Raw genomic sequence first — 19,542 nt, 5'->3', positions numbered from 1 at the left:
CTACTCCACTACGATAATATCTAAGCAGTATATTTGTATCCAAGTCCGCGAATTGTTTTGATATTTTTTGAATGATCTCCTAGCTTCTTCCTTAGCTCTACAATATGAGTGTCGACAATTCTTTTTGTGACATTCGACTTTTTATTTTGAATTTGCTCTAAAATCTTTTCTCTACTTAAAACTTTTCCAGGATTTGCAAGTAAGGAGTAGAGTATTTTAAATTCAGCAAAGGTAAGATCTGTTTCAATATTATTAATCCAAACAATATTTTCAGACAAATCAAGTTTAAATTCTCCAAATGTATAAACTTGTTGAATATTCAAATTTTTATCGCCTCTTCGTTTTAAAGCATTTTGAAATGCCATAATTCTTAAGCTAATGGCCCTGAGGTCATCTTCAAAAGTACCAAGTTGATTTGAAATATAAGGAAACACATCATCGACTCCTAAATTTAAAAGATCAACATATCTGCGATTAGAGAAGTTTTTATCAATAATAAAAATAAGTATATTTTCGGTGTATGAAAATGCCTTAAATTTTTCAACTATTTGCCTTGTGTTATATGAATTTTCATCAACTACAAAAAAACAGAAATCAATATCTTGAAATAGTTGAGAATTCAGAAAATCTATCTGCCCAAGATCTTGAAAACGAAGATCTATTTGTGAATTTATATCTTTAAAGGAAAGCCACAGTTGATAGTCAGTGAAGAGTAGTCCGCGAATCATATTTTTCTCCCAAAAAGTAGCAAAGTAACAGTCTGATGTCGTAAATCATCAAATAAAAAATCAAATTTATATTACATTAAAAGTCATCATTTTATATGTTAGGATCTTGTTAAGAATAACAAAAGGTCTCTAGGGAAGAACTTGTTAACCAATTTCCCAAGAATTTCACTGAATGTAACCCACGTGATATCAACCTGTTGGCCCTGAATGAAAACTGATCATTCTCATAAAAAAAACTCAAGTTTTCCCTTATCAAATCAATTCAATTTCTTTATTTTCTTATGGACGCTAGTTTTTTAGGAACCTAACAGGAGACAAGAATGAAGACTTCCTTATCATCTCTAACTTTCCTACTGTTGATCATGCAAAATACGTTCGCAATTGCCCAACTCAGAGGAAAGGTATCTATTGATGGATCATCAACAGTTTTTCCAATTACAGAGGCCATCGCAGAAGAGTTTAGATCGGTGCAACCAAGAGTAAAAGTCAATATTGGAGTCTCTGGAACAGGTGGAGGATTTAAAAAGTTCCTAAAGGGTGAGACAGATATTAACAATGCTTCAAGACCAATTAAAATCACAGAGGTTGGTTTGGCCAAAGAGAACAAGATTGAATATATGGAAATTCCGGTTGCATATGATGGAATAACAGTAGTCATGAATAAGGACAATGATTTTGTCGACTTTTTAACGACAGAAGAATTGAAAAAAATTTGGGATAAAGATAGCCAAGTTAAAACCTGGAAAGATGTAAGAAAAACATGGCCAGACAAACCAATAAAGCTTTACGGGCCTGGTACAGATTCTGGTACCTTTGATTACTTTACAGAAGAAATAAATGGACAAGCAAGAAGGAGTCGATCAGATTTCCAAATGTCCGAAGATGATAATGTTTTAGTGAATGGTGTTGTTGGTGATAAATTCTCATTGGGTTATTTTGGATTTTCTTACTACAATGAAAATAAGAAAAATATTAAGGCCGTACCAATTAAGAGTAAAAACGGAGTGGTTGTCCCTTCGATTGAAACAATTAATAGTGGAAAGTATTTTCCACTTTCACGACCAATTTTCATTTACGTCAACAAATTATCTCTAACTCGCGCTGAAGTTAAGGAATATGTTAATTTTTATTTGAAAAATGCAACCTCAATTGTTAAAGACGTTGGTTATGTACCTTTACCTAGTAATGATTATATCCTTAGTTTAAGTAAAATTAAGTAACTATGTATCGCTTAATGAAAAAGAAAAAATCTATATTGGAAGAAAACTGGTTTAGTGAGAACTCAAAATCTATCTTAAATTTCAAAAATTACCTCAGAAAATATGGAATTGACCACGTTGTCTTTTTAACACTTGGTCTATGTGCTTCAATTTCAATCATTACAACCTTCGGGATTATTTTTGTTTTAAGTAAAGAGTCTTTTGCTTTTTTTTCACATGTACCTATAAGTGATTTTTTATTTGGTACAAAATGGGAACCACTTCTCGAGCCAAAATCATTTGGAGTTCTTCCGTTAGTTTGCGGAACGCTTCTCATCACAATTGGATCGGGGTTAATATCGATACCACTCGGTTTATTTTCGGCCATCTATTTAAGCGAATATGCAACCTTAAGAGTGAGGAATATTTTAAAACCAATTTTAGAAATCTTGGCCGGTATTCCCACTGTTGTTTATGGATATTTTGCGTTAACTGTCATTACTCCGCTTTTAAAAATGATTATACCTCAAACAGAAGTTTTTAACGCACTTTCCGGTGCAATCGTAGTTGGAATAATGACTCTGCCCATGGTTTCTTCGCTTTGTGATGATGCATTTGCTTCTATTCCAAAAGGACTTAAAGAAGGTGGCCATGCTCTTGGCGCCACATCATTTGAAATTATTAGATCTATCCTAATTCCCGCAGCCCTTCCAAGAGTAATCGCTGCGTTTATACTTGCATTATCACGTGCAATTGGAGAAACCATGGCCGTTACACTCGCAGCAGGAGCAACGGCGAAGCTAACAATAAATCCTCTAGAGAGTATACAAACAATGACGGCCTACATTGTCCAAGTTTCACTTGGAGATATACCGGCCGGAGGAATTGAGTATCAAACATCATTTGCCGTAGGTTCATTACTTTTTATCATGACTTTATTTATGAATTACATTGGTCGAAAAATTTATCAACGTTATCAATTGGTGATGGAATGAATTCAACTAGAACTTTAAAATCTCGTAGAATATTTGAGAAATTTTTCAAACTTTTATGTATTGTGTTTAGTTGGTTTGTTGTACTGATCTTGTCCTTTCTTATTTATAAAATTGTTCAGGAAGGTTACGATTGGCTGAATACAGAATTTCTTACTGCCTTACCCTCAAGATTTCCACATAAAGCTGGAATTAAAACAGCTCTTGTAGGGAGTTTTTGGCTTATGGGCGTAACTGCGGCCTTTGCAATACCTGTTGGAATAGCTTCTGCACTCTATTTAGAGGAATATGGAGGTAAAGGGCGTTTTTCTCGCTTTATTGATCTTAATATTTCAAATCTTGCAGGAGTTCCCTCTATTGTTTATGGGCTATTGGGACTTGCAATCTTTGTCCACACTTTGGGTTTTGGACGTAGTGTTCTAAGTGGAGGACTAACACTTTCTTTACTTATTCTCCCTATCATCATTATTAGTTCCCGTGGAGCAATCAAATCCGTACCTAAGTCTTTACGTATGGCGGCCTATGCTCTAGGAGCTAGAAAGTGGCAAGTTATATTTGGTCATGTTTTACCAAATGCACTCCCTGGTATAATGACTGGAGTAATTCTCTCGCTTTCAAGAGCTATTGGAGAGACTGCACCACTCATCATAGTAGGAGCACTCAGTTATGTCGCTTTTGTTCCTGAAAATATTTATGACGAATTTACAACTCTTCCAATCCAGATTTTTAACTGGACATCTAGGCCAAAAGTTGAATTTCATTATCTAAGTGCTGCTGGGATTATTGTACTTCTTATTTTTATGTTTACGATGAACTTAGCGGCAGTTCTTATTCGCCATAAAACTAGTAAAAAACTATAGTAGGTTAAACTATGAATACGAAAACCGATCCGATCATTGAAACCCAAAATCTCTCAATTTTTTATGGACTTAAATGTGCAGTAAAAAATGTGAATCTTAAGTTTGAAGAAAAAAAAGTTACCGCTATTATTGGCCCATCAGGTTGTGGAAAAAGTACACTGCTTAGAACCCTTAACAGAATGAATGATTTCATAGATATAATGAAAGTAGATGGTAAAATACGTTTTAAAAACAAAAATATTTACCATAGAAAAGTCGATCCAGCTGAACTGAGAAAACAGATTGGAATGGTTTTTCAAAGGCCAAACCCATTTCCAAAATCAATTCGAAAAAATATCACTTGGGGCCCTTCAATTCATGGATTCAAGGGAGATTACAACGAGTTAGTTGAAACTTCTTTAAAAAAGGCCGCACTGTGGGATGATGTCAAAGATAGGCTAGATGATATGGCCACAGCTCTCTCCGGGGGCCAACAACAAAGACTCTGTATAGCAAGAGCAATTGCAATGAGACCAGAAGTTATATTAATGGATGAACCTTGTTCGGCCTTAGATCCTATTTCAACATTAAAAATAGAGGATCTTATGACTGAATTGGCCCAGGACTATACTATAATTACTGTCACTCATAATATGCAACAGGCCGCAAGAATATCAGACCAAACTGCTTTTTTCTATAATGGGGAACTGGTTGAGTTTAATGAAACAAAAAAAATATTCACAAACCCATCCAATAAACAGACAGAGGACTATATTACTGGTAGATTTGGGTAAAAAGGCAAGACAATGGCAGTACATTTAGAAAAAGCGATTGATAAGCTTAGATGGCAATTACAAGAACTTATGAAAATTATTGAAGATAATTTTATCTTATCTATAGAATCTCTCGCTGAAGGTAGTATTGAGAAGGCCAAAAAAGTTATCGATACTGACCAGAAAGTCAATGCAGCTGAAGTTACAATTGAAGAGGAATGTTTAAAAATATTGGCACTCCATCAACCAGTAGCGATTGATTTAAGATTTGTCATAACAGTGTTAAAAGTAAATAATGATTTAGAAAGAATTGGTGATCTTACGGCCAACATTGCTCAAAGAGCAAAATTTATTTCGTCAAACAACTTCAAGGTTACATCAATTGATTATAAAGAAATGTCAGATATAACATTAAATATGCTTCGAAAATCAATTAACTCTGTTCTTAACCAAAATGTGGCCTTGGCCAAAGAAGTATGTGAAATGGATGAAGTAGTTGATGAGATCAATCGAAATATGCATCAGGCCCACTATGAATTAATCAAACAAAATCCTAACGATGTACAGTTGTATTCTCAACATTTATCATGTTCTAAACATTTAGAAAGAATTTCAGATTATGCAACAAATATTGCAGAAGATCTGATATACTTAGTTGAAGGTGAAATTGTAAGACACGAAATGAAATTTTTTAAAAACTAAACTATGCATAATCTGCCAGAGTTAAAAAAGATTCTCGAACTCAAAAGTTTTCAAAATGATCTTATCAGTACAGATAATTTAGGAATTATTAAGCACAAAAAACGCGACTACCCTATTGTTTCCTTTGTTATAGGCCCAAAAGACAAATGTGTTCCTACATTTGGACTTTTTGGAGGGGTTCACGGGCTTGAAAGAGTTGGTACACATGTTGTTATTAATTATTTAACTTCCCTCTTTCAACAATTAACTTGGGATATGGAACTAAGAAATTTCTTTAAAAATTTTCGTTTTGTTAGTATCCCCTTAATTAATCCTGCAGGAATGGCCACTTATCAACGTAGCAATCCAAATGGAGTAGACATTATGAGAAACTCCCCTGTGGATTCGATTGATGAAGGAACTCCGTTTATTTCAGGGCATAGAATTAGTAATTTGATTCCATGGTATCGCGGAGAAAAAGGGATAATTGAAAGTGAGACTCAACTTGTCATTGATTTTGTGACTAAATACCTCTTTAACTCTCCTGCTTCAATTAGTCTAGATGTCCATTCTGGTTTTGGGATGGTTGATAGAATTTGGTATCCCTATGCGAAGACATCTTCAGATTTTCCTCGTAAAAAAGAATCTTTAGTTATTAGTGAACTCCTTGACAGAACAATTCCTCACCATGTTTATAAATTTGAATCTCAGGCCGACAGTTATATAATAAGCGGAGATCTGTGGGATCACCTCTTTGATCTTCACTATAATGATCCCCAAAATGAAAATTCTGTCTATATTCCCTTTACACTTGAGATGGGATCTTGGAATTGGGTAAGAAAAAATCCTTCTCAAATTTTTTCATTACTTGGTATGTTTAACCCCATGAAACGTCATAGACATAGCAGAACGATGAGAAGGCATTTGTTACTCCTCGATTACTTGCTTCGGGTCACTAAAAATTATCCCGCTTGGTTTCAAAAAACAACGATTGTAGGTGATGGCCAATGAATTTACTTCTTCTTCGTGGACTTGGTAGAGAATATAGACATTGGGGAGACTTTCCTCAAGAACTCAAAAAAATAGACTCAAAAGTTAATGTACACTTTATAGACCTTCCAGGTTTTGGAATTTATACAAATCTTGATTCTCCCCTTACGATTTCTTCAACAGTTAAGTTTCTACGTAAAGAGTATCTTAAGATCAAAAATGGCCATAAAGGTGATTGGCATCTGATAACCATCTCTTTAGGAGGAATGATTGGTCTTTATTGGGCCAACAAATATAAAAATGATTTTAAGTCATTAACTGTTATAAATAGTTCAAGTGGAAACCTCTCCCCATTACTTCATCGGCTTAGACCATTTGGAATTGCAAAACTTCTAGAAGTCGCTACAAAAAAAACAAACCTTGACAGAGAATCCACCGTCCTTGACCTAGTTATCAATAGTACCAAGGGGAAAAAAGAAATTGCCAAAAGACATGCTCGTTATTTAGATGAACATCCGCTCAAAATTGAAAATGTACTTAGACAATTGGCCGCAGCAGCAATGTTTAGGTTACCTAAAAAAATGAATATCCCGCTTCTTATCTTATGTTCACTTCAAGATAAAATGGTTAACCCCCAATGCAGTTTTGAGCTTTCAAAACATTTCAATGCGCATTGTATATCTCACCCTAATGCAGGACATGATCTTCCGCTTGAAGATCCAAAGTGGAGTGCTCAAGAAATCTTAAGCTGGATTAAATATAAATCTAGCTAAATCCTAACACGAAATTAACACTTAATTTGATATCTATTTTGGGTAATATTAAAAACCGAGGTTTTTGTGATAACCCAACAAATTCTTTGTCCAAACGATCTTGGCAATTTATCAGTTTATCAATATGACCTTTACGATTGGGGCATCAACAGACTCTCACAGCTTGTAGGAATTTCCTCAAGTACAAATGATATTTCCGGAGTCAATTCTATTCAAAATGAAATTGCCAATGATCTGCTTGATCTTGGTTTTAAAATCTCTTTTGAAAAAAACCCTGTATTTAAGAGTGGCGATTTACTTGTGGCCAGGTATTATAACAATATTTTTTCACCACACATAACCATAATGGGCCATGCTGATTGTGTACTTCCACTAACTGAAAAAACACGATTTAAAATCAAAGGAGACAAGGCATTTGGTGCGGGAGTCGCTGATGATAAGTCAGGCCTTATCTGTGCTTTAATTGGACTAAAAATTTTTTTTGCAAATCAGATAAACCCTAATCTGAATATTTCATTTATTTCTTCTCCAAATGAAGAACAGGGGTCTAAAGGTTTTTCAAACATTTTCAAATCCCTAGGCCATGGAACTGATTATAATTTCGGTTTTGAACCAGCTCTGGACGAAAATCAAATCATAAGCTCTCGCAATGGAAATATTTGGTACGACATCACGGTAAAAGGTGAAAGTGTTCACTCAGGAAGAAAAGGAAGAAACGCACTGAACGCAGCTCATGAATTTGCAAGAAAACTAGTTGAAATAGAAAAATTTGTACTCAATTTTGACCATGCTTCACTAAATGTTTCAAGAATTGAAGGTGGGTTTGATGTTTTTAATATAACTTGTGGTGAACTTAAAGTTAAACTCGACCTGCGATTTTCTTGTGAGAATTCAAGAGCTAAACTTCTTCAAATTATTCATCAAAAGCTTACTCATTCAAAAAGATATCATTCAGACAGAGATCAGTCTTTTGAAATTTCCTATTCAATTGAAGATGATTGTCCATCCATGTCTTTGAAACCCAAGAATATTCGATTTGCAAATCAATATGTAGATGTACTAAACACGTTTACTCCATACAAATTAAGAACCCATGAACACTCAAATGGAGCGGCAGACATAAACTATTTATCAAATGAGTATAATCTCTCCTTAGATGGACTTGGTTGTGAGGGAAATTTCTTACATCAGGAAAAAGAATTCATATACACTGATTCTCTCTATAGAAAAGGTATGGCATTTGCAAAAATCTTAAACAAAATATCAACACAAAGGATGAAAATATGAGATTGAGTTATGAACTTTCAAATTTTATAAGACTAGGAAGATTTTCAATTTATCGGCCATCTTTTCCTGTTTACTTTGAAACTTCTCACTACATTTTAAAAACAGCTTCTAAACTCAAAGAATTCACCCAAGTATTTAGATTACGTTATAATAACTTTCTTGAATCAACTTCAGGACAAAGGCCGTGGAATTTAGATATTGATCAGTTTGATAAAAAATGTGACCACATTATCATAATTCATAAAAAATCTAAAAAAGTTATTGGAACTTATAGAGTTCTTTGTTCGGTGGTATCAAACAATTTTTACTCAGAGACAGAATTCAATTTAGAGCAATTATTTAAAGAAACCAAAGGTATCAGACTTGAGTTGGGTAGAGCTTGTATAGATGAAGATTTTAGAGATGGAAAAACACTTGATATTCTATGGAAAGGAATTGGTAGATATTCTCAAGTCTGTGGGGCAGATGTTTTGTTTGGTTGTAGTAGTATAAAAACCATGTCATATCATCAAATCGCAAAACTTATTTCTGTGCTCAGAGAAAAAAAGCATCTAATTGAAGGGAAAATCGACACCTTAGAAGATTTTAAATTTACTGATTTTGAAATGAAAACTCAATATTGTGATGACAAAAATATCCCAGAACTGATTCCACCACTACTAAGAATGTACTTACTTGCAGGAGCAAAAGTATGTGATTCTCCAGCTCTGGACCGAGATTTTAATTGTACTGATTTATTTACAGTTCTCGACTTAAAAAATTTAAATGATAGTTTTAAAAGACGTTATTTTGGAAACTGAATATGAAAAAAAATATTAAATTCATATTATTTTTATTAATTATTTTTTTCTATATAATTTCAGCACTACCCTTTTATATATTCGTTAGGTTAACACCTTTTAAGGCCAGAAAAGTACTTATCAGATTAGTTAGTTTTTACTCAACACTCCTTTTAAGAGTTCTCAATATAAAAGTAACTCTAAAAGGTGATATAGATACTTTTTCAAGAAATCAAAATCATTTTATAACCTCAAACCATCTCTCATATTTGGATGTTTTAATCTTATCATCGATTGCTCCAACTTGCTTTGTAACATCAGTAGAGATTAAAAATACCCCAGGACTTGGTCTATTAACATTGCTTGGGGGATGTTTATATGTTGAGAGAAGAAACAGAAAAAACCTTCACCGTGAGATTGAAGAAGTCACCCAGGCATTGGAAAATGGACTAAATGTCACTGTTTATCCCGAGGCAACAAGTTCAAATGGTGAAAAAGTACTTCCTTTTAAAAGACCTTTATTTCAGGCCGCTGTTGACTCCAATTGTCCAATCTTGATTTTGGCAATAAACTATACAAGAATTAATAATTGTACATTTGGCCCTGAAAATCGTGACAAAGTTTGTTGGTATGGAGATATGGACTTTTTGGGCCATTTTATTTCCCTATGTGAATGTGACAGAGTCAATGTGCAAATCAATGTTTGCGAAAGCATTCAAACAACTCACAATGATAAAATTCGCAGTCTTTCAGAACGGGCCTTCGAAACAACGTCCCTAAACTTTAGACCTGTTTTAAATTAATTAGTTATTTAATTAGAGATAAAACTTATAGAACACAAAAAATTTATGCAACGATCGTAGACTGAGGAAGCCAATAAAACCACTCTTCAGGATCATCATCAAGCATTTTAATCACAAGTCTAGCAGACCATTGAGGTTCATGAGGAAGACGTTTAAGTTTCATATTTGCTTCGCGAGGGGTCTTGTTCCCTTTTCTTAAATTACACAATTTGCAACAAGTTACAATATTTATCCAAGAGGTCTTACCTCCCCTACTTTGAGGAAGAACATGATCAAATGTCAGATCATTATAATCAAATTTTAAAGTACAATATTGACAAGAAAAGTCGTCTCTTAAATATACATTTAGACGATTGAATTTTATCTTTTTTGGGCCTTGATGTTTTGAATAAAGTCTAAGTATTTTAGGAACATTAAAATGCTTCCGAGGAGATCTCACTGTAAAATCACTATACTCATCCACAATTTCAGCACGAGAAGTGAGTAATAAAATCATTGCTTTTTGCCAGCTAATGACTTTAATGGGAAAAAATGAGTTGTCTAGTAGTAGTGTTCTCATTCCTTTAGGTCATCCTATTTACGCTTTAAATCCATTTATAGCGTCACCTTTATTATAGCATGAATCGGTAATTTTAGAAAAGTATGCATTTTTTTAATTGTCCTAAAAATTTCTATCATTTAGACTGCATATACACCTTTTTATGAGGGTATTATGTACAAATTTTCACAACTTCCGTTGATTTTAGTTTTTATAAATATTCTTTCAGGAAGTGAGTATTATGGACAAACAGATGAAAAAAAATCAATTTTGTTCTAAAAAAATTGAAACATCTCAGTTTGTATTTATTCGAAATGTTCAAGAACATACAGCATTAGAAGCTGCTCAGCATCTGAGAAAAAAAATTGAGAATACTAAGAATTTGTTTTGGTTTGGAGCAAAGAGGCAAATCAGTTATGATGAATTTGTAGAAGAAATTGCTTCTAAATCATCAATGAGCAATAAAGACAATCTTGTAAAAATGTCAAACGCTATCGTCATAACATCGGAAAAGTGGATAAAAAAGATAGCTGAGGAAGACGCTACAAATAAATAACCAGGAAAAAACAAACCATAAATATGGCCACATAAATATTTTTCAACACTGAAACATTCAGCTTAACACTATTTGCATAAACAAGTAGAATCAATTTGTTCGTTTAAAGGAGGAAGTCATGAGTGAATTAATTATTGAAAAACTAAACTGGCGCTACGCAACTAAAGTATTTGATCCGAGTAAAAAACTAACAGATACACAACTTAATACTGTATTAGACTCCTTAAGACTTTCGGCCTCCTCATTTGGACTTCAGCCGTGGAAATTTCTCGTTATCACAAATGAAGAAATCAGATCAAAGTTACGTCCAGCAAGTTGGAACCAATCGCAAATAACAGATGCTTCACATTTAATTGTGCTTTGCCATCCATTAGATCTTTCAGATGAAGACGTAGATCGTTTTGTACACTCGACTGCAATGTTAAGAAATCAAGATGAGCAAGAGTTAAAAGGTTATTCTGATATGATGAAGAATTTTCTAAAGGGAATGAGTCCTGAGCGAAAAAATGCATGGATGAAAAATCAAGTCTACCTTGCTTTAGGAAACTTGCTCACTGTTTGTGCCATCAATGACATAGATGCTTGTCCAGTTGAGGGTTTTTCTCCGGAGAAATACGATGAAATCTTAGGTCTTGACAAAAAAGGTCTAAAATCGGTCGTCGTTTGTCCAATAGGTTTTAGATCAAATTCTGACAAATATGCTACGGCCCCGAAAGTAAGATATTCTCTTGAAGAAGTTGTAGATTATATTTAATTTTTTATTTTTTATTTCCGAATAGAATCTATAGGAGAATTCTATGTTGGAAGAAAAAGAGTTAGATCAATTTGTAGATATTTTTTACAAGAATTTTTTTGAAATGGCGCCAATTGTTGAGTTGTTATTTAAAAATACAGAACTAGGGCCACAGAAAGAAGAACTCAAAAAGGGAATTCAGAAAATATTATCTAATCTTGATAACAGAATTGAGTTAGATAAATATCTGCATGAATTGGGCATCAGGCATTTGGCCTATCAGATACGTCCTAATCACTATCGTCTTGTTAAAAACAGTATGGTTGAGGCCTTCAAAATGGCCAAGGGAGACAATTGTACTGATACTCTTCTTAATAAATGGATTGAGAGAGTTGATTATATTTCAGAAAAAATGCAAGAAGGTGCTCAAGAAGTCGAGAAGGTAGGTTAATATGGCCAATGATAATCAAGATGAAAAATTAAAAGAATTTGAGCGACTTGGTGGAAAACCAATGTTACAAAAAATTAGTAAAATACTTTATGATAAGTTGTTTGCACATGAATGGTTGTCGCAATATTTTGTGGGGATCAAGCAAGAAAGTATTGAGGCCCAACAGGTGGATTTTATGACAGGGGCCTTAGGTGGAGGAAATATTTATTGTGGAAAACTGCCAATTCCAGCTCATAAGCATATGATGATTTCTGATGAACTTTTCAACTTAAGGGCCAAAATACTTGCGGAGTCAATAGATGAGGCCGGAGCTTCTGCAGAGTTAAAGGAAAGATGGTTAAAAATTGATGAAGCTTTTAGGGGTGGAATTGTTAAAAAAAGCGTCAGTGAGTGTCAGAAACGTTTTAATTCTGATGAAATTTTAGATTTTCCAAATCCAAAGAAAAGCAACGCAGCATAGGATTCATTCTATTCAAAATAATCATAACTTATTTAGCTTTTATTAAAATGTAGGCACTTTCCCTTTTAGCTGATAGTCTTGTCCAATTTTTGGACAGAAGGGAGAGAATATGAGTTTAAAGGAACAAATTTTAAAAAATATTCAAATGAATGGTTTTCCATTAAAAAGTGTTTCACTTCCACTGGAGAAAATGTACGAAATTGCGGATGAAAGAAATGAAAATCTAAACAATATACTGAGTGAGTTCAAAGCTGAAGGAATAGAGCACGAAAAAACTTCTGAGAAAATCATTTTTAGATCTGCCCTAAAAGGTTTTGGGCCAGAGGGATTGCAAAAAGTTCAAGAAATGATGAACAAGATGGATCCTGAAGAGCTCAGAAAAATTCAAGAACAAGTTTCCCAAATGAGTGATGAGGAAAGGCAAAAACTGATGGAGCAGGCCAGATCTATGGGACTCTTTTAAGAGAAACTACTCTACTTTTTTCTGAATCCCCAGATAATTGACGATATCTTTCGGAGTAATCACGCCCAACAGCTTTCTATCGTTAAATCTGCTCACAACAGGTAATCTTCCGATTTCAAATCTCTTCATTCTATCCATAGCAACTAATAAACTTTGATCAGGATATATTGAAATAGTTGAATATTTTAAGAGTTCAATAATGTTGCAATCTTCTCCGCTTTCTTTTTTATCTAGAAGATCACTCTTATTTATTATTCCTAGGAGTATACCCTTATTTACAACTGGATATCCCCCAAAATCATATTGACTTACAATATCTATGCTCTCGCTTAATTTGAGACTAGATTCTAAACTTACAACCTTTTTAACCATACACTCTTCGACGCTCATCTCATTCAAACATTCTTTATCATCATGAGTTGGCAAATGAACGCCTTCATATTCAGCAACTGATTCATACACAGATTCTGGATGAATAAAACTTGAGATAAAATATGCGGTTACACTTGAAGTCATCAAAGGAAGGATGAGTTCGTAATCCCTTGTCATTTCGAAAAGCATGACAAACGCAGTAAATGGAGTTCTAATAACAGCAACCAACAAAGAAGTCATCCCTAGTAATGCAAAAGCTCCAACGTCTACATTTTCAACTCCAATTTTGCTCAAAGCAATTGCAAATGCACCACCACCTAATGCTCCTAAAAAAAGAACGGGCATAAATAGACCACCACTTAAACCTGTACTATATGAACTTGTCGTTAAAAAAAACTTGATAATAAAAAGCAAAAGAATATATTTAAGTGAATCGATATTTGTTCCCTGTAAAATATTATTAATACTATTAATACCATCGCCTAGAACTTCTTTGCTATAAAGAGAAGCGATTCCCGCCAAAGCAATGGCAAAGACCACAAACACAAAGTCATATTTTTGAAAATATCTTTTTCTAATTTCTTTCGATAAGAGAATAAATTTAGTAAAAAATAGGCCAATAAAAGACATAAAAAGACCTAAGATTAAATAAAAAATGAGGTGCCACTCTACATGGAAACCATAATTAAGATTGGAAAAAGTTCCATGTCCACCAGATAATTTATATGAACATACTGAAGCAATCACAGATGTCACAATAATCGGTCCAAGATACTTGGTATTAAGTTCTCCTAAGATTTCTTCGACGGTGAAGACGACAGCTGCGATAGGAGTATTGAAAGCAGCAGCAAGACCAGCAGTAGCACCAGACGAAACTAAGACTTTTGTAATTTGCCGATTTAATTTTAAGACATGAGAAACGAGGTGTCCCCAAGCAGCAGATATTGTTACAAGCGGTCCTTCTTTCCCGAATGATAGTCCCGTACAAAGAGTTAAAAATGACGTTATAAATTTTCCGACAGGCATTCTTTTTTGCATTTCACCTTTATAAGCAACGAGACTGAGCTTCACTTGTGGAATACCTGAGCCGTTTGTATCTTTAAATATTTTTTTTGTTAAAAGGTAAGATAAAAGTGCAAAAGAAATCGAAAAAAAGAGTGTCTTTATTGTGAATGTATCATTTGTTCCAATCAAATTAGTCGTCAAAAAGACAATTTTATGAAGAAAGTATGAAAAATATCCAGACCCTAGTCCGATGAGGATAACTGCTAAACTAATTTTCCAGAATTCAATATTAACTATACTCTTAAATTTGTTCATATCTTTCCAAAATTAAATCTAAGTTTTCATCGATGGAATTCAAAGAACTGAAGAAAAAGTCAAATTTAGCATCAACAGAATCTACTTCAAAAGTTGTAATACCAACAATGAGAGCTTTCCGATCTGGAATCGCAGACAGTTTTGCGGCGAGAGTGAAACCATGATCTTGAAGAGTATCGATATCAATGACTAACATACATTTATCATAATCATGTTCAAACAATCCTGCTTCATTTTCTAGTGATTCTACTTGATATTTCCCTTTTAAGACCTTCTTTAACATTTGACCAAATTGTTCACTTTTCGAAATACTAAAAATTTTCATTTTTCACTCACTTTTTAACTGAATAGACATATAGATCAAATAACATTATTTAAGATTTGAAAAGTCAATTTAAGTATATTTTTTTAAAACACGCGAGGTTCGATTGTTTCTATAAATAGAATTTCAATGAGATGAAAATAGAAAACAAAATTTAGCGATTATTTTTTTCGCAACAAAGTACTTTCAGTGAAATCCACCATTTTTTAGTCTTTGATTTTGATTCATTTATTTCTAATAATTTAGGTGTATCAAGCAGATTGACTTCTAAGTTCTGATCTATTTCTAAACTTGACCGTTGAAACCCAGATTTTGAAATTTGCTCTGTAAATTGAGAGAGATAAAAAGATACGCAGAATTAGCTTGATTATTTTTAGGAATATATAACCTCAAATCATTGAAGTTTTGTTTAAAACTATTTTGGGCAGTTTTTAATACAGGGAGAAATATACAACAATGAAAAGAATACTATTTCTAAATCATAGATTGATAAATTCATAGTTTAAACAAATAATAAAGTGACTATGCGTTTTAAAATCTATATCTATTCTAATTTGTTAGAATAATTTCTTTTTCTTTAAGTTTGAAATGATATATATCCATAAATCATTTGCCTTCTACTTTTTGAATTTTGAATTATTTAAACCTACCTTTCATTTAGGGCCACAAGTCCTTAAGAACGAATATAGATTAAAACTTTTTTCTATTATCATTACTCTAGATCGATCGTTAAATTAGTTTTCTCTGGAGGATTCTCTCTCTTCCTGTACAATTTAGAATTTTTAAAAGTTTTTATAACACTAGTACTTTTTTACTGAATTTACATCTCTCCAATTTGAATTAAAACTGTTAATAAGGAGAGAATATGACGATTGATGAAATCAAAGCTTTTGTTTTTAAAGAACTTATTTCGCAAGTAAAATTGCCATATGTTGAATTAGATTGTCTTTATAATGAGGACATCATAAAATCATATAGCAACTCAATCCAAAATGAAATTCTTAAAACTTTAAAAAAACATACACTCGTTGAATCTAAAGATAATAATCTTCAAAACATTCTTGTTAAAGAACTTACTGATGATTTTTTCTTCTTTGTTTTGTAAATCTTTATTCTCTTTGTTTTCCATATTGTTTCTCCTATGGTGAATTGATTTAATTTTTTCTAAAATCTCTATTATGATTTTAAATAAATAATTGATAAATTTGTAATCAGATAATAGGAGGGACCCTAGGAGAAATATTAAAGTACAACTTTGAATTGATAGCTGGACAATAGAAAAATAATAAAGCGGAAAATTGAGTGCTATTAAATTTGATATAAGTTGAAAATAGAGTATGAATATATTCTAGCACTTTATAAGTTTTCTTTCGACTAACTATTGGTTTATTAAACTCTTCATTCGTTAACTCGGATACATTTCCATTTGATACTTCAAGAATAAATAAAATCAATCAGATATTGAACTATCCTTAGTAGTGCCACATTTTTTTGGTATACAAATATTTAACAAAAATCTTTATAACTCACCATTTTTCATGGTTTTTTAAAAATATGGCCAGATATTTTTTGTAGATATTATCCAGAATAATAAAATGAATGGAACAAACAATAATTTGTAACGACAACAAGGATTTTCGAATGTTGAAAAGAAAATATCTTAAACTTTGGACATCAATTATTTTACTACTCTCAGTTAGTAGCTGTGGAGAAACTATAAAAGAAAAAATGAATACACAGTCAATAAATAACTTGTCCACTGACGATGTGAAGAATAGTTCAAAAAATGAAATTGTTTCTTTTCTTGTAGGAGAAACCAACTTAGAAAATCACTATAATTGCCAGAATTCTCTTGACCCAAATCAGAGTTCAGAATTAGACGATTTATATTGCATTGATTCTTCGTTTAGTCTTGAACATTTTTATTTTGGAGGAGTAGAAAATGGTGAAGATACAGTTTATATAAAATCAAATTTTTCGATAAACAATATTTACATTACTCCTCAAACACAACAATTAAATGTAAAGAATATTATCCATTTTGCACATTTAGGAGATTTAAATTATTTTCAAACTCTGTTAATTGATAATCAATATTATTGGATTATTTTTAATTTTGAAAATGGAAAACGTATTTATATTGAGAACTCTCAGAATGCGCACTTTAAAGTCGGAAACTCTTCATTGTTTTCAAATGATGAATTCAGAAATCTATTAATTTCTCAATGCCAAAATATCGAAATGAGCAATGAACAAATTGCAGGATTATCAATGATTTCTAACATGTACTCTTGTATGAATGATTAAATTGAGACACGGGCCGAATTATGTATTTCAAAAACAAATCACAATTAATAATCGTTTTTTACTCAGTCTTGTTTTTATCTATAACCAGTTGTAAGAATAATGAATTTTTTTCAAAAAATATTTTGAGTAAAAGTGATACAACTACAAATATTTCAGAGACCCCACCTCAAAATAAAGCAGATGAAAATGATTATTTCTTAGATAAAAACACAGATACTACCATTAAACAAAATGAAGCTCTTTACGAGAGACCATTTTGTTTACATTCAGAAAAACCTTTTGTGTCCAAGTGGTCAATTTTATATCCAGGAGAACAGATTGAATTACCATTATCTCCAGGAAGTATAAAAAGTTATGATTTTATAGTAGATTGGGGAGATGGAAAGGTAGAAGAAGTAAAAGAATATGGAATGTACGGAAATAAAAGTCATGTATATAGAAATCCTGGTATCTATAAGGTCACTGTCACAGGAAAAGTAGGAGCACTTTTTAATCCTGTTAATAACTTATCGATTAAAAATCTTATTGAAGTTGTAAACTTGGGCGATTTAGGTTACGTGAGTTTAGAACAAGCATTTCAGGAAGCTCACAATTTAAAATCATTTAAGGGCGGATGCACAGATCAAGTTGGATCAATGCGAGAAATGTTCAAAAACGCTAAGTCTTTAGAATTTGCAAACTTCTCTTCCTTTAATACTGAGAAAGTAACAACTATGGCAGGAATGTTCATTGGGAATTTAAAACTAGTGAGTTTGGATTTATCGACATTTGACACATCAGAAGTATCATCTATGTATGATATGTTCAATTCTATGGAATCTCTGAGTGAACTTAATGTTTCTTCTTTTGACACTTCAAATGTTAATAGTATGACCGGAATGTTTTCAGGACTAAAATCACTAAAGTCATTAGACTTAACTCATTTTAATACTCAAAATGTAAGAAGAATGGATAAAATGTTCTCTAAATCTAGTAAACTTGAATTTCTGGACTTAGAGTCTTTCAATACTTCTCAAGTTCAAACAATGAGTAATATGTTTAGTGAAACATTATCCCTAAGAGGAATATATTTGCTAAACTTTGATACTTCGAATGTAAAAGATATGGATAAATTGTTCTACAAAGCTGCATCAATTGAATATTTAGATTTGAATCATTTTTTAGTAAAACAAATCCCAATAACAAATTTTACATCAATTTTCCAAGGAACAGAAAATTTAAAGTATTTAAAAATTGATTCTTGGAAAATGGAAAAAAGTAACTTTTTCCCTTATGAAAGCTTTGATTTAATCCACTGATGCAAATAGATTCTACAAAATAGTTACTCAAAATATTGATCTTTTTGATCTTACAAACAATTTATTTTTTTAAATCGATCTCTTTGTGAAGAATAGTTCCAATTCGACCAGGTCTAAAAACAAATTCATGCTCAGGATCAAGGCCAGGAATAGTCATAGACATCCATAATAAAAGTGCACGTCCCTTTATATTTTCAAATGGGACAAATCCCCATGATCTTGAATCAGCAGAGTTGTCTCTATTATCACCCATCACAAAATATTTTCCAGGTGGCACTCTGAATTTTTCACTGTAAAGACGACTACTTCCATTTGGTTCAAAAATAATATTATGCTCTTTATTGCCAGTTCTTGCTAAAAAATACTCAAAATCGCGCCTTTTAAATTTTTCAACCATATCTTTGCGCTCAGGAATTTCTCCAATTTTTCTCATTTCAATGAGCTCTCCATTGACGAAAATTTGTCTACCATCGATTTCAATTTCGTCTCCAGGAACTCCAATAAGCCTTTTGATATAGTTTAAAGATGGATTTTGTGGATATTTAAAAACTATAATATCCCCTCTTTTTGGTTCATAGGGCCCTGTGATATAGATAGGATTACCAAACATATCTGAATAAGGAACTTTAAAACCATAGATAAATTTATTAACGAGGACAAAGTCTCCGATGAGCAACGTGGGGATCATTGAACCTGTTGGGATTCTAAATGGTTCAAAAAAAGTAGATCTAAAAGCAAAGACAACAAATCCGATTACAGCAAAAGAAATCAATTCTTTTTTGAACCACTCTTTTGAATATTTTTTATGTGTATTACTAGATTTTTTCTTTCTAAAGACTCTCGATAAAAAAGTCTCTTGTGAATTTTGTTCTTCCAAA

23 protein-coding genes are annotated in these 19,542 nt (G+C 32.5%); 18 read left to right on the top strand and 5 right to left on the bottom strand.

Annotated features, from left to right (window positions below):
- Window positions 1–20 precede the first annotated feature (20 nt).
- A complete protein-coding gene (locus tag H6622_16215) occupies window positions 21–728 on the bottom strand; it encodes a response regulator transcription factor (protein ID MCB9063069.1) in 708 nt (235 codons plus the stop codon).
- Window positions 729–1,048: 320 nt separating this feature from the next.
- On the opposite strand from H6622_16215, the gene H6622_16210 reads away from it, so the two are divergent.
- The 10 genes from H6622_16210 (at window position 1,049) to H6622_16165 (ending at window position 9,844) form a co-directional block, all read left to right on the top strand.
- On the top strand, window positions 1,049–1,948 hold the full coding sequence (locus H6622_16210; protein ID MCB9063068.1) for a PstS family phosphate ABC transporter substrate-binding protein: 900 nt from the start codon (window positions 1,049–1,051) through the stop codon (window positions 1,946–1,948).
- Window positions 1,949–1,950: 2 nt separating this feature from the next.
- Window positions 1,951–2,922, top strand: coding sequence for a phosphate ABC transporter permease subunit PstC (gene pstC / locus H6622_16205; GenBank protein ID MCB9063067.1), 972 nt, complete (start codon window positions 1,951–1,953; stop codon window positions 2,920–2,922).
- A complete protein-coding gene (gene pstA / locus H6622_16200; GenBank protein ID MCB9063066.1) occupies window positions 2,919–3,779 on the top strand; it encodes a phosphate ABC transporter permease PstA in 861 nt (286 codons plus the stop codon). The genes pstC and pstA overlap by 4 nt, the downstream gene beginning before the upstream one ends.
- A gap of 11 nt (window positions 3,780–3,790) precedes the next feature.
- A complete protein-coding gene (gene pstB / locus H6622_16195) occupies window positions 3,791–4,552 on the top strand; it encodes a phosphate ABC transporter ATP-binding protein (protein MCB9063065.1) in 762 nt (253 codons plus the stop codon).
- Between the two features lie 12 nt (window positions 4,553–4,564).
- Window positions 4,565–5,233 carry a phosphate signaling complex protein PhoU gene (gene phoU / locus H6622_16190; protein MCB9063064.1) on the top strand — a complete coding sequence of 223 codons (669 nt, stop codon included), beginning with the start codon at window positions 4,565–4,567 and terminating at the stop codon, window positions 5,231–5,233.
- 3 nt (window positions 5,234–5,236) lie between these two features.
- Complete coding sequence (locus H6622_16185; GenBank protein ID MCB9063063.1) at window positions 5,237–6,223, top strand: hypothetical protein; 987 nt, start codon at window positions 5,237–5,239, stop codon at window positions 6,221–6,223.
- Entirely contained in the window at window positions 6,220–6,975 is a 756-nt protein-coding gene (locus tag H6622_16180; protein ID MCB9063062.1) for an alpha/beta hydrolase, read from the top strand. The genes H6622_16185 and H6622_16180 overlap by 4 nt, the downstream gene beginning before the upstream one ends.
- A 66-nt stretch (window positions 6,976–7,041) precedes the next feature.
- On the top strand, window positions 7,042–8,262 hold the full coding sequence (locus H6622_16175; GenBank protein MCB9063061.1) for a M20/M25/M40 family metallo-hydrolase: 1,221 nt from the start codon (window positions 7,042–7,044) through the stop codon (window positions 8,260–8,262).
- A complete protein-coding gene (locus tag H6622_16170; GenBank protein ID MCB9063060.1) occupies window positions 8,259–9,062 on the top strand; it encodes a GNAT family N-acetyltransferase in 804 nt (267 codons plus the stop codon). The genes H6622_16175 and H6622_16170 overlap by 4 nt, the downstream gene beginning before the upstream one ends.
- A 2-nt stretch (window positions 9,063–9,064) precedes the next feature.
- Window positions 9,065–9,844, top strand: a complete 780-nt coding sequence (locus H6622_16165) for a 1-acyl-sn-glycerol-3-phosphate acyltransferase (protein MCB9063059.1) — start codon at window positions 9,065–9,067, stop codon at window positions 9,842–9,844.
- A gap of 43 nt (window positions 9,845–9,887) precedes the next feature.
- On the opposite strand, the gene H6622_16160 is transcribed toward H6622_16165, so the two are convergent.
- A complete protein-coding gene (locus tag H6622_16160; protein MCB9063058.1) occupies window positions 9,888–10,403 on the bottom strand; it encodes an HNH endonuclease in 516 nt (171 codons plus the stop codon).
- 232 nt (window positions 10,404–10,635) lie between these two features.
- Here H6622_16160 and H6622_16155 point away from each other — a divergent pair, with 232 nt between their 5' ends.
- The 5 genes from H6622_16155 (at window position 10,636) to H6622_16135 (ending at window position 13,045) form a co-directional block, all read left to right on the top strand.
- Window positions 10,636–10,938: a DUF5329 family protein gene (locus tag H6622_16155; GenBank protein ID MCB9063057.1), complete on the top strand. Its 303-nt coding sequence runs from the start codon at window positions 10,636–10,638 to the stop codon at window positions 10,936–10,938.
- 118 nt (window positions 10,939–11,056) lie between these two features.
- Window positions 11,057–11,692, top strand: coding sequence for an NAD(P)H-dependent oxidoreductase (locus tag H6622_16150; GenBank protein ID MCB9063056.1), 636 nt, complete (start codon window positions 11,057–11,059; stop codon window positions 11,690–11,692).
- A 43-nt stretch (window positions 11,693–11,735) separates the two neighbouring features.
- The gene (locus H6622_16145) at window positions 11,736–12,122 is read left to right on the top strand and encodes a hypothetical protein (protein MCB9063055.1); all 387 of its coding nucleotides are present in this window, start codon (window positions 11,736–11,738) and stop codon (window positions 12,120–12,122) included.
- Window position 12,123: 1 nt separating this feature from the next.
- Window positions 12,124–12,582 carry a group 1 truncated hemoglobin gene (locus tag H6622_16140; protein ID MCB9063054.1) on the top strand — a complete coding sequence of 153 codons (459 nt, stop codon included), beginning with the start codon at window positions 12,124–12,126 and terminating at the stop codon, window positions 12,580–12,582.
- Between the two features lie 109 nt (window positions 12,583–12,691).
- A complete protein-coding gene (locus H6622_16135) occupies window positions 12,692–13,045 on the top strand; it encodes a hypothetical protein (GenBank protein MCB9063053.1) in 354 nt (117 codons plus the stop codon).
- Between the two features lie 6 nt (window positions 13,046–13,051).
- On the opposite strand, the gene H6622_16130 is transcribed toward H6622_16135, so the two are convergent.
- Window positions 13,052–14,737 (bottom strand): chloride channel protein, encoded by a 1,686-nt coding sequence (locus H6622_16130; GenBank protein MCB9063052.1) that lies wholly within the window; start codon window positions 14,735–14,737, stop codon window positions 13,052–13,054.
- A complete protein-coding gene (locus H6622_16125; GenBank protein MCB9063051.1) occupies window positions 14,724–15,062 on the bottom strand; it encodes a hypothetical protein in 339 nt (112 codons plus the stop codon). Before H6622_16125 ends, H6622_16130 begins: the two co-directional genes overlap by 14 nt.
- Window positions 15,063–15,924: 862 nt before the next feature.
- On the opposite strand from H6622_16125, the gene H6622_16120 reads away from it, so the two are divergent.
- The 3 genes from H6622_16120 (at window position 15,925) to H6622_16110 (ending at window position 18,664) form a co-directional block, all read left to right on the top strand.
- Complete coding sequence (locus H6622_16120; GenBank protein MCB9063050.1) at window positions 15,925–16,164, top strand: hypothetical protein; 240 nt, start codon at window positions 15,925–15,927, stop codon at window positions 16,162–16,164.
- Window positions 16,165–16,700: 536 nt separating this feature from the next.
- Window positions 16,701–17,366, top strand: coding sequence for a hypothetical protein (locus H6622_16115; GenBank protein MCB9063049.1), 666 nt, complete (start codon window positions 16,701–16,703; stop codon window positions 17,364–17,366).
- 122 nt (window positions 17,367–17,488) lie between these two features.
- On the top strand, window positions 17,489–18,664 hold the full coding sequence (locus H6622_16110) for a BspA family leucine-rich repeat surface protein (GenBank protein ID MCB9063048.1): 1,176 nt from the start codon (window positions 17,489–17,491) through the stop codon (window positions 18,662–18,664).
- Between the two features lie 61 nt (window positions 18,665–18,725).
- On the opposite strand, the gene lepB is transcribed toward H6622_16110, so the two are convergent.
- Window positions 18,726–19,541: a signal peptidase I gene (gene lepB, locus H6622_16105; GenBank protein MCB9063047.1), complete on the bottom strand. Its 816-nt coding sequence runs from the start codon at window positions 19,539–19,541 to the stop codon at window positions 18,726–18,728.
- Window position 19,542 lies beyond the last annotated feature (1 nt).

This window comes from Halobacteriovoraceae bacterium, from assembly GCA_020635115.1.
In the GTDB taxonomy this organism is placed as follows: Bacteria; Bdellovibrionota; Bacteriovoracia; order Bacteriovoracales; family Bacteriovoracaceae; genus JACKAK01.
This window is presented reverse-complemented; position numbering and strand designations above follow the sequence as displayed.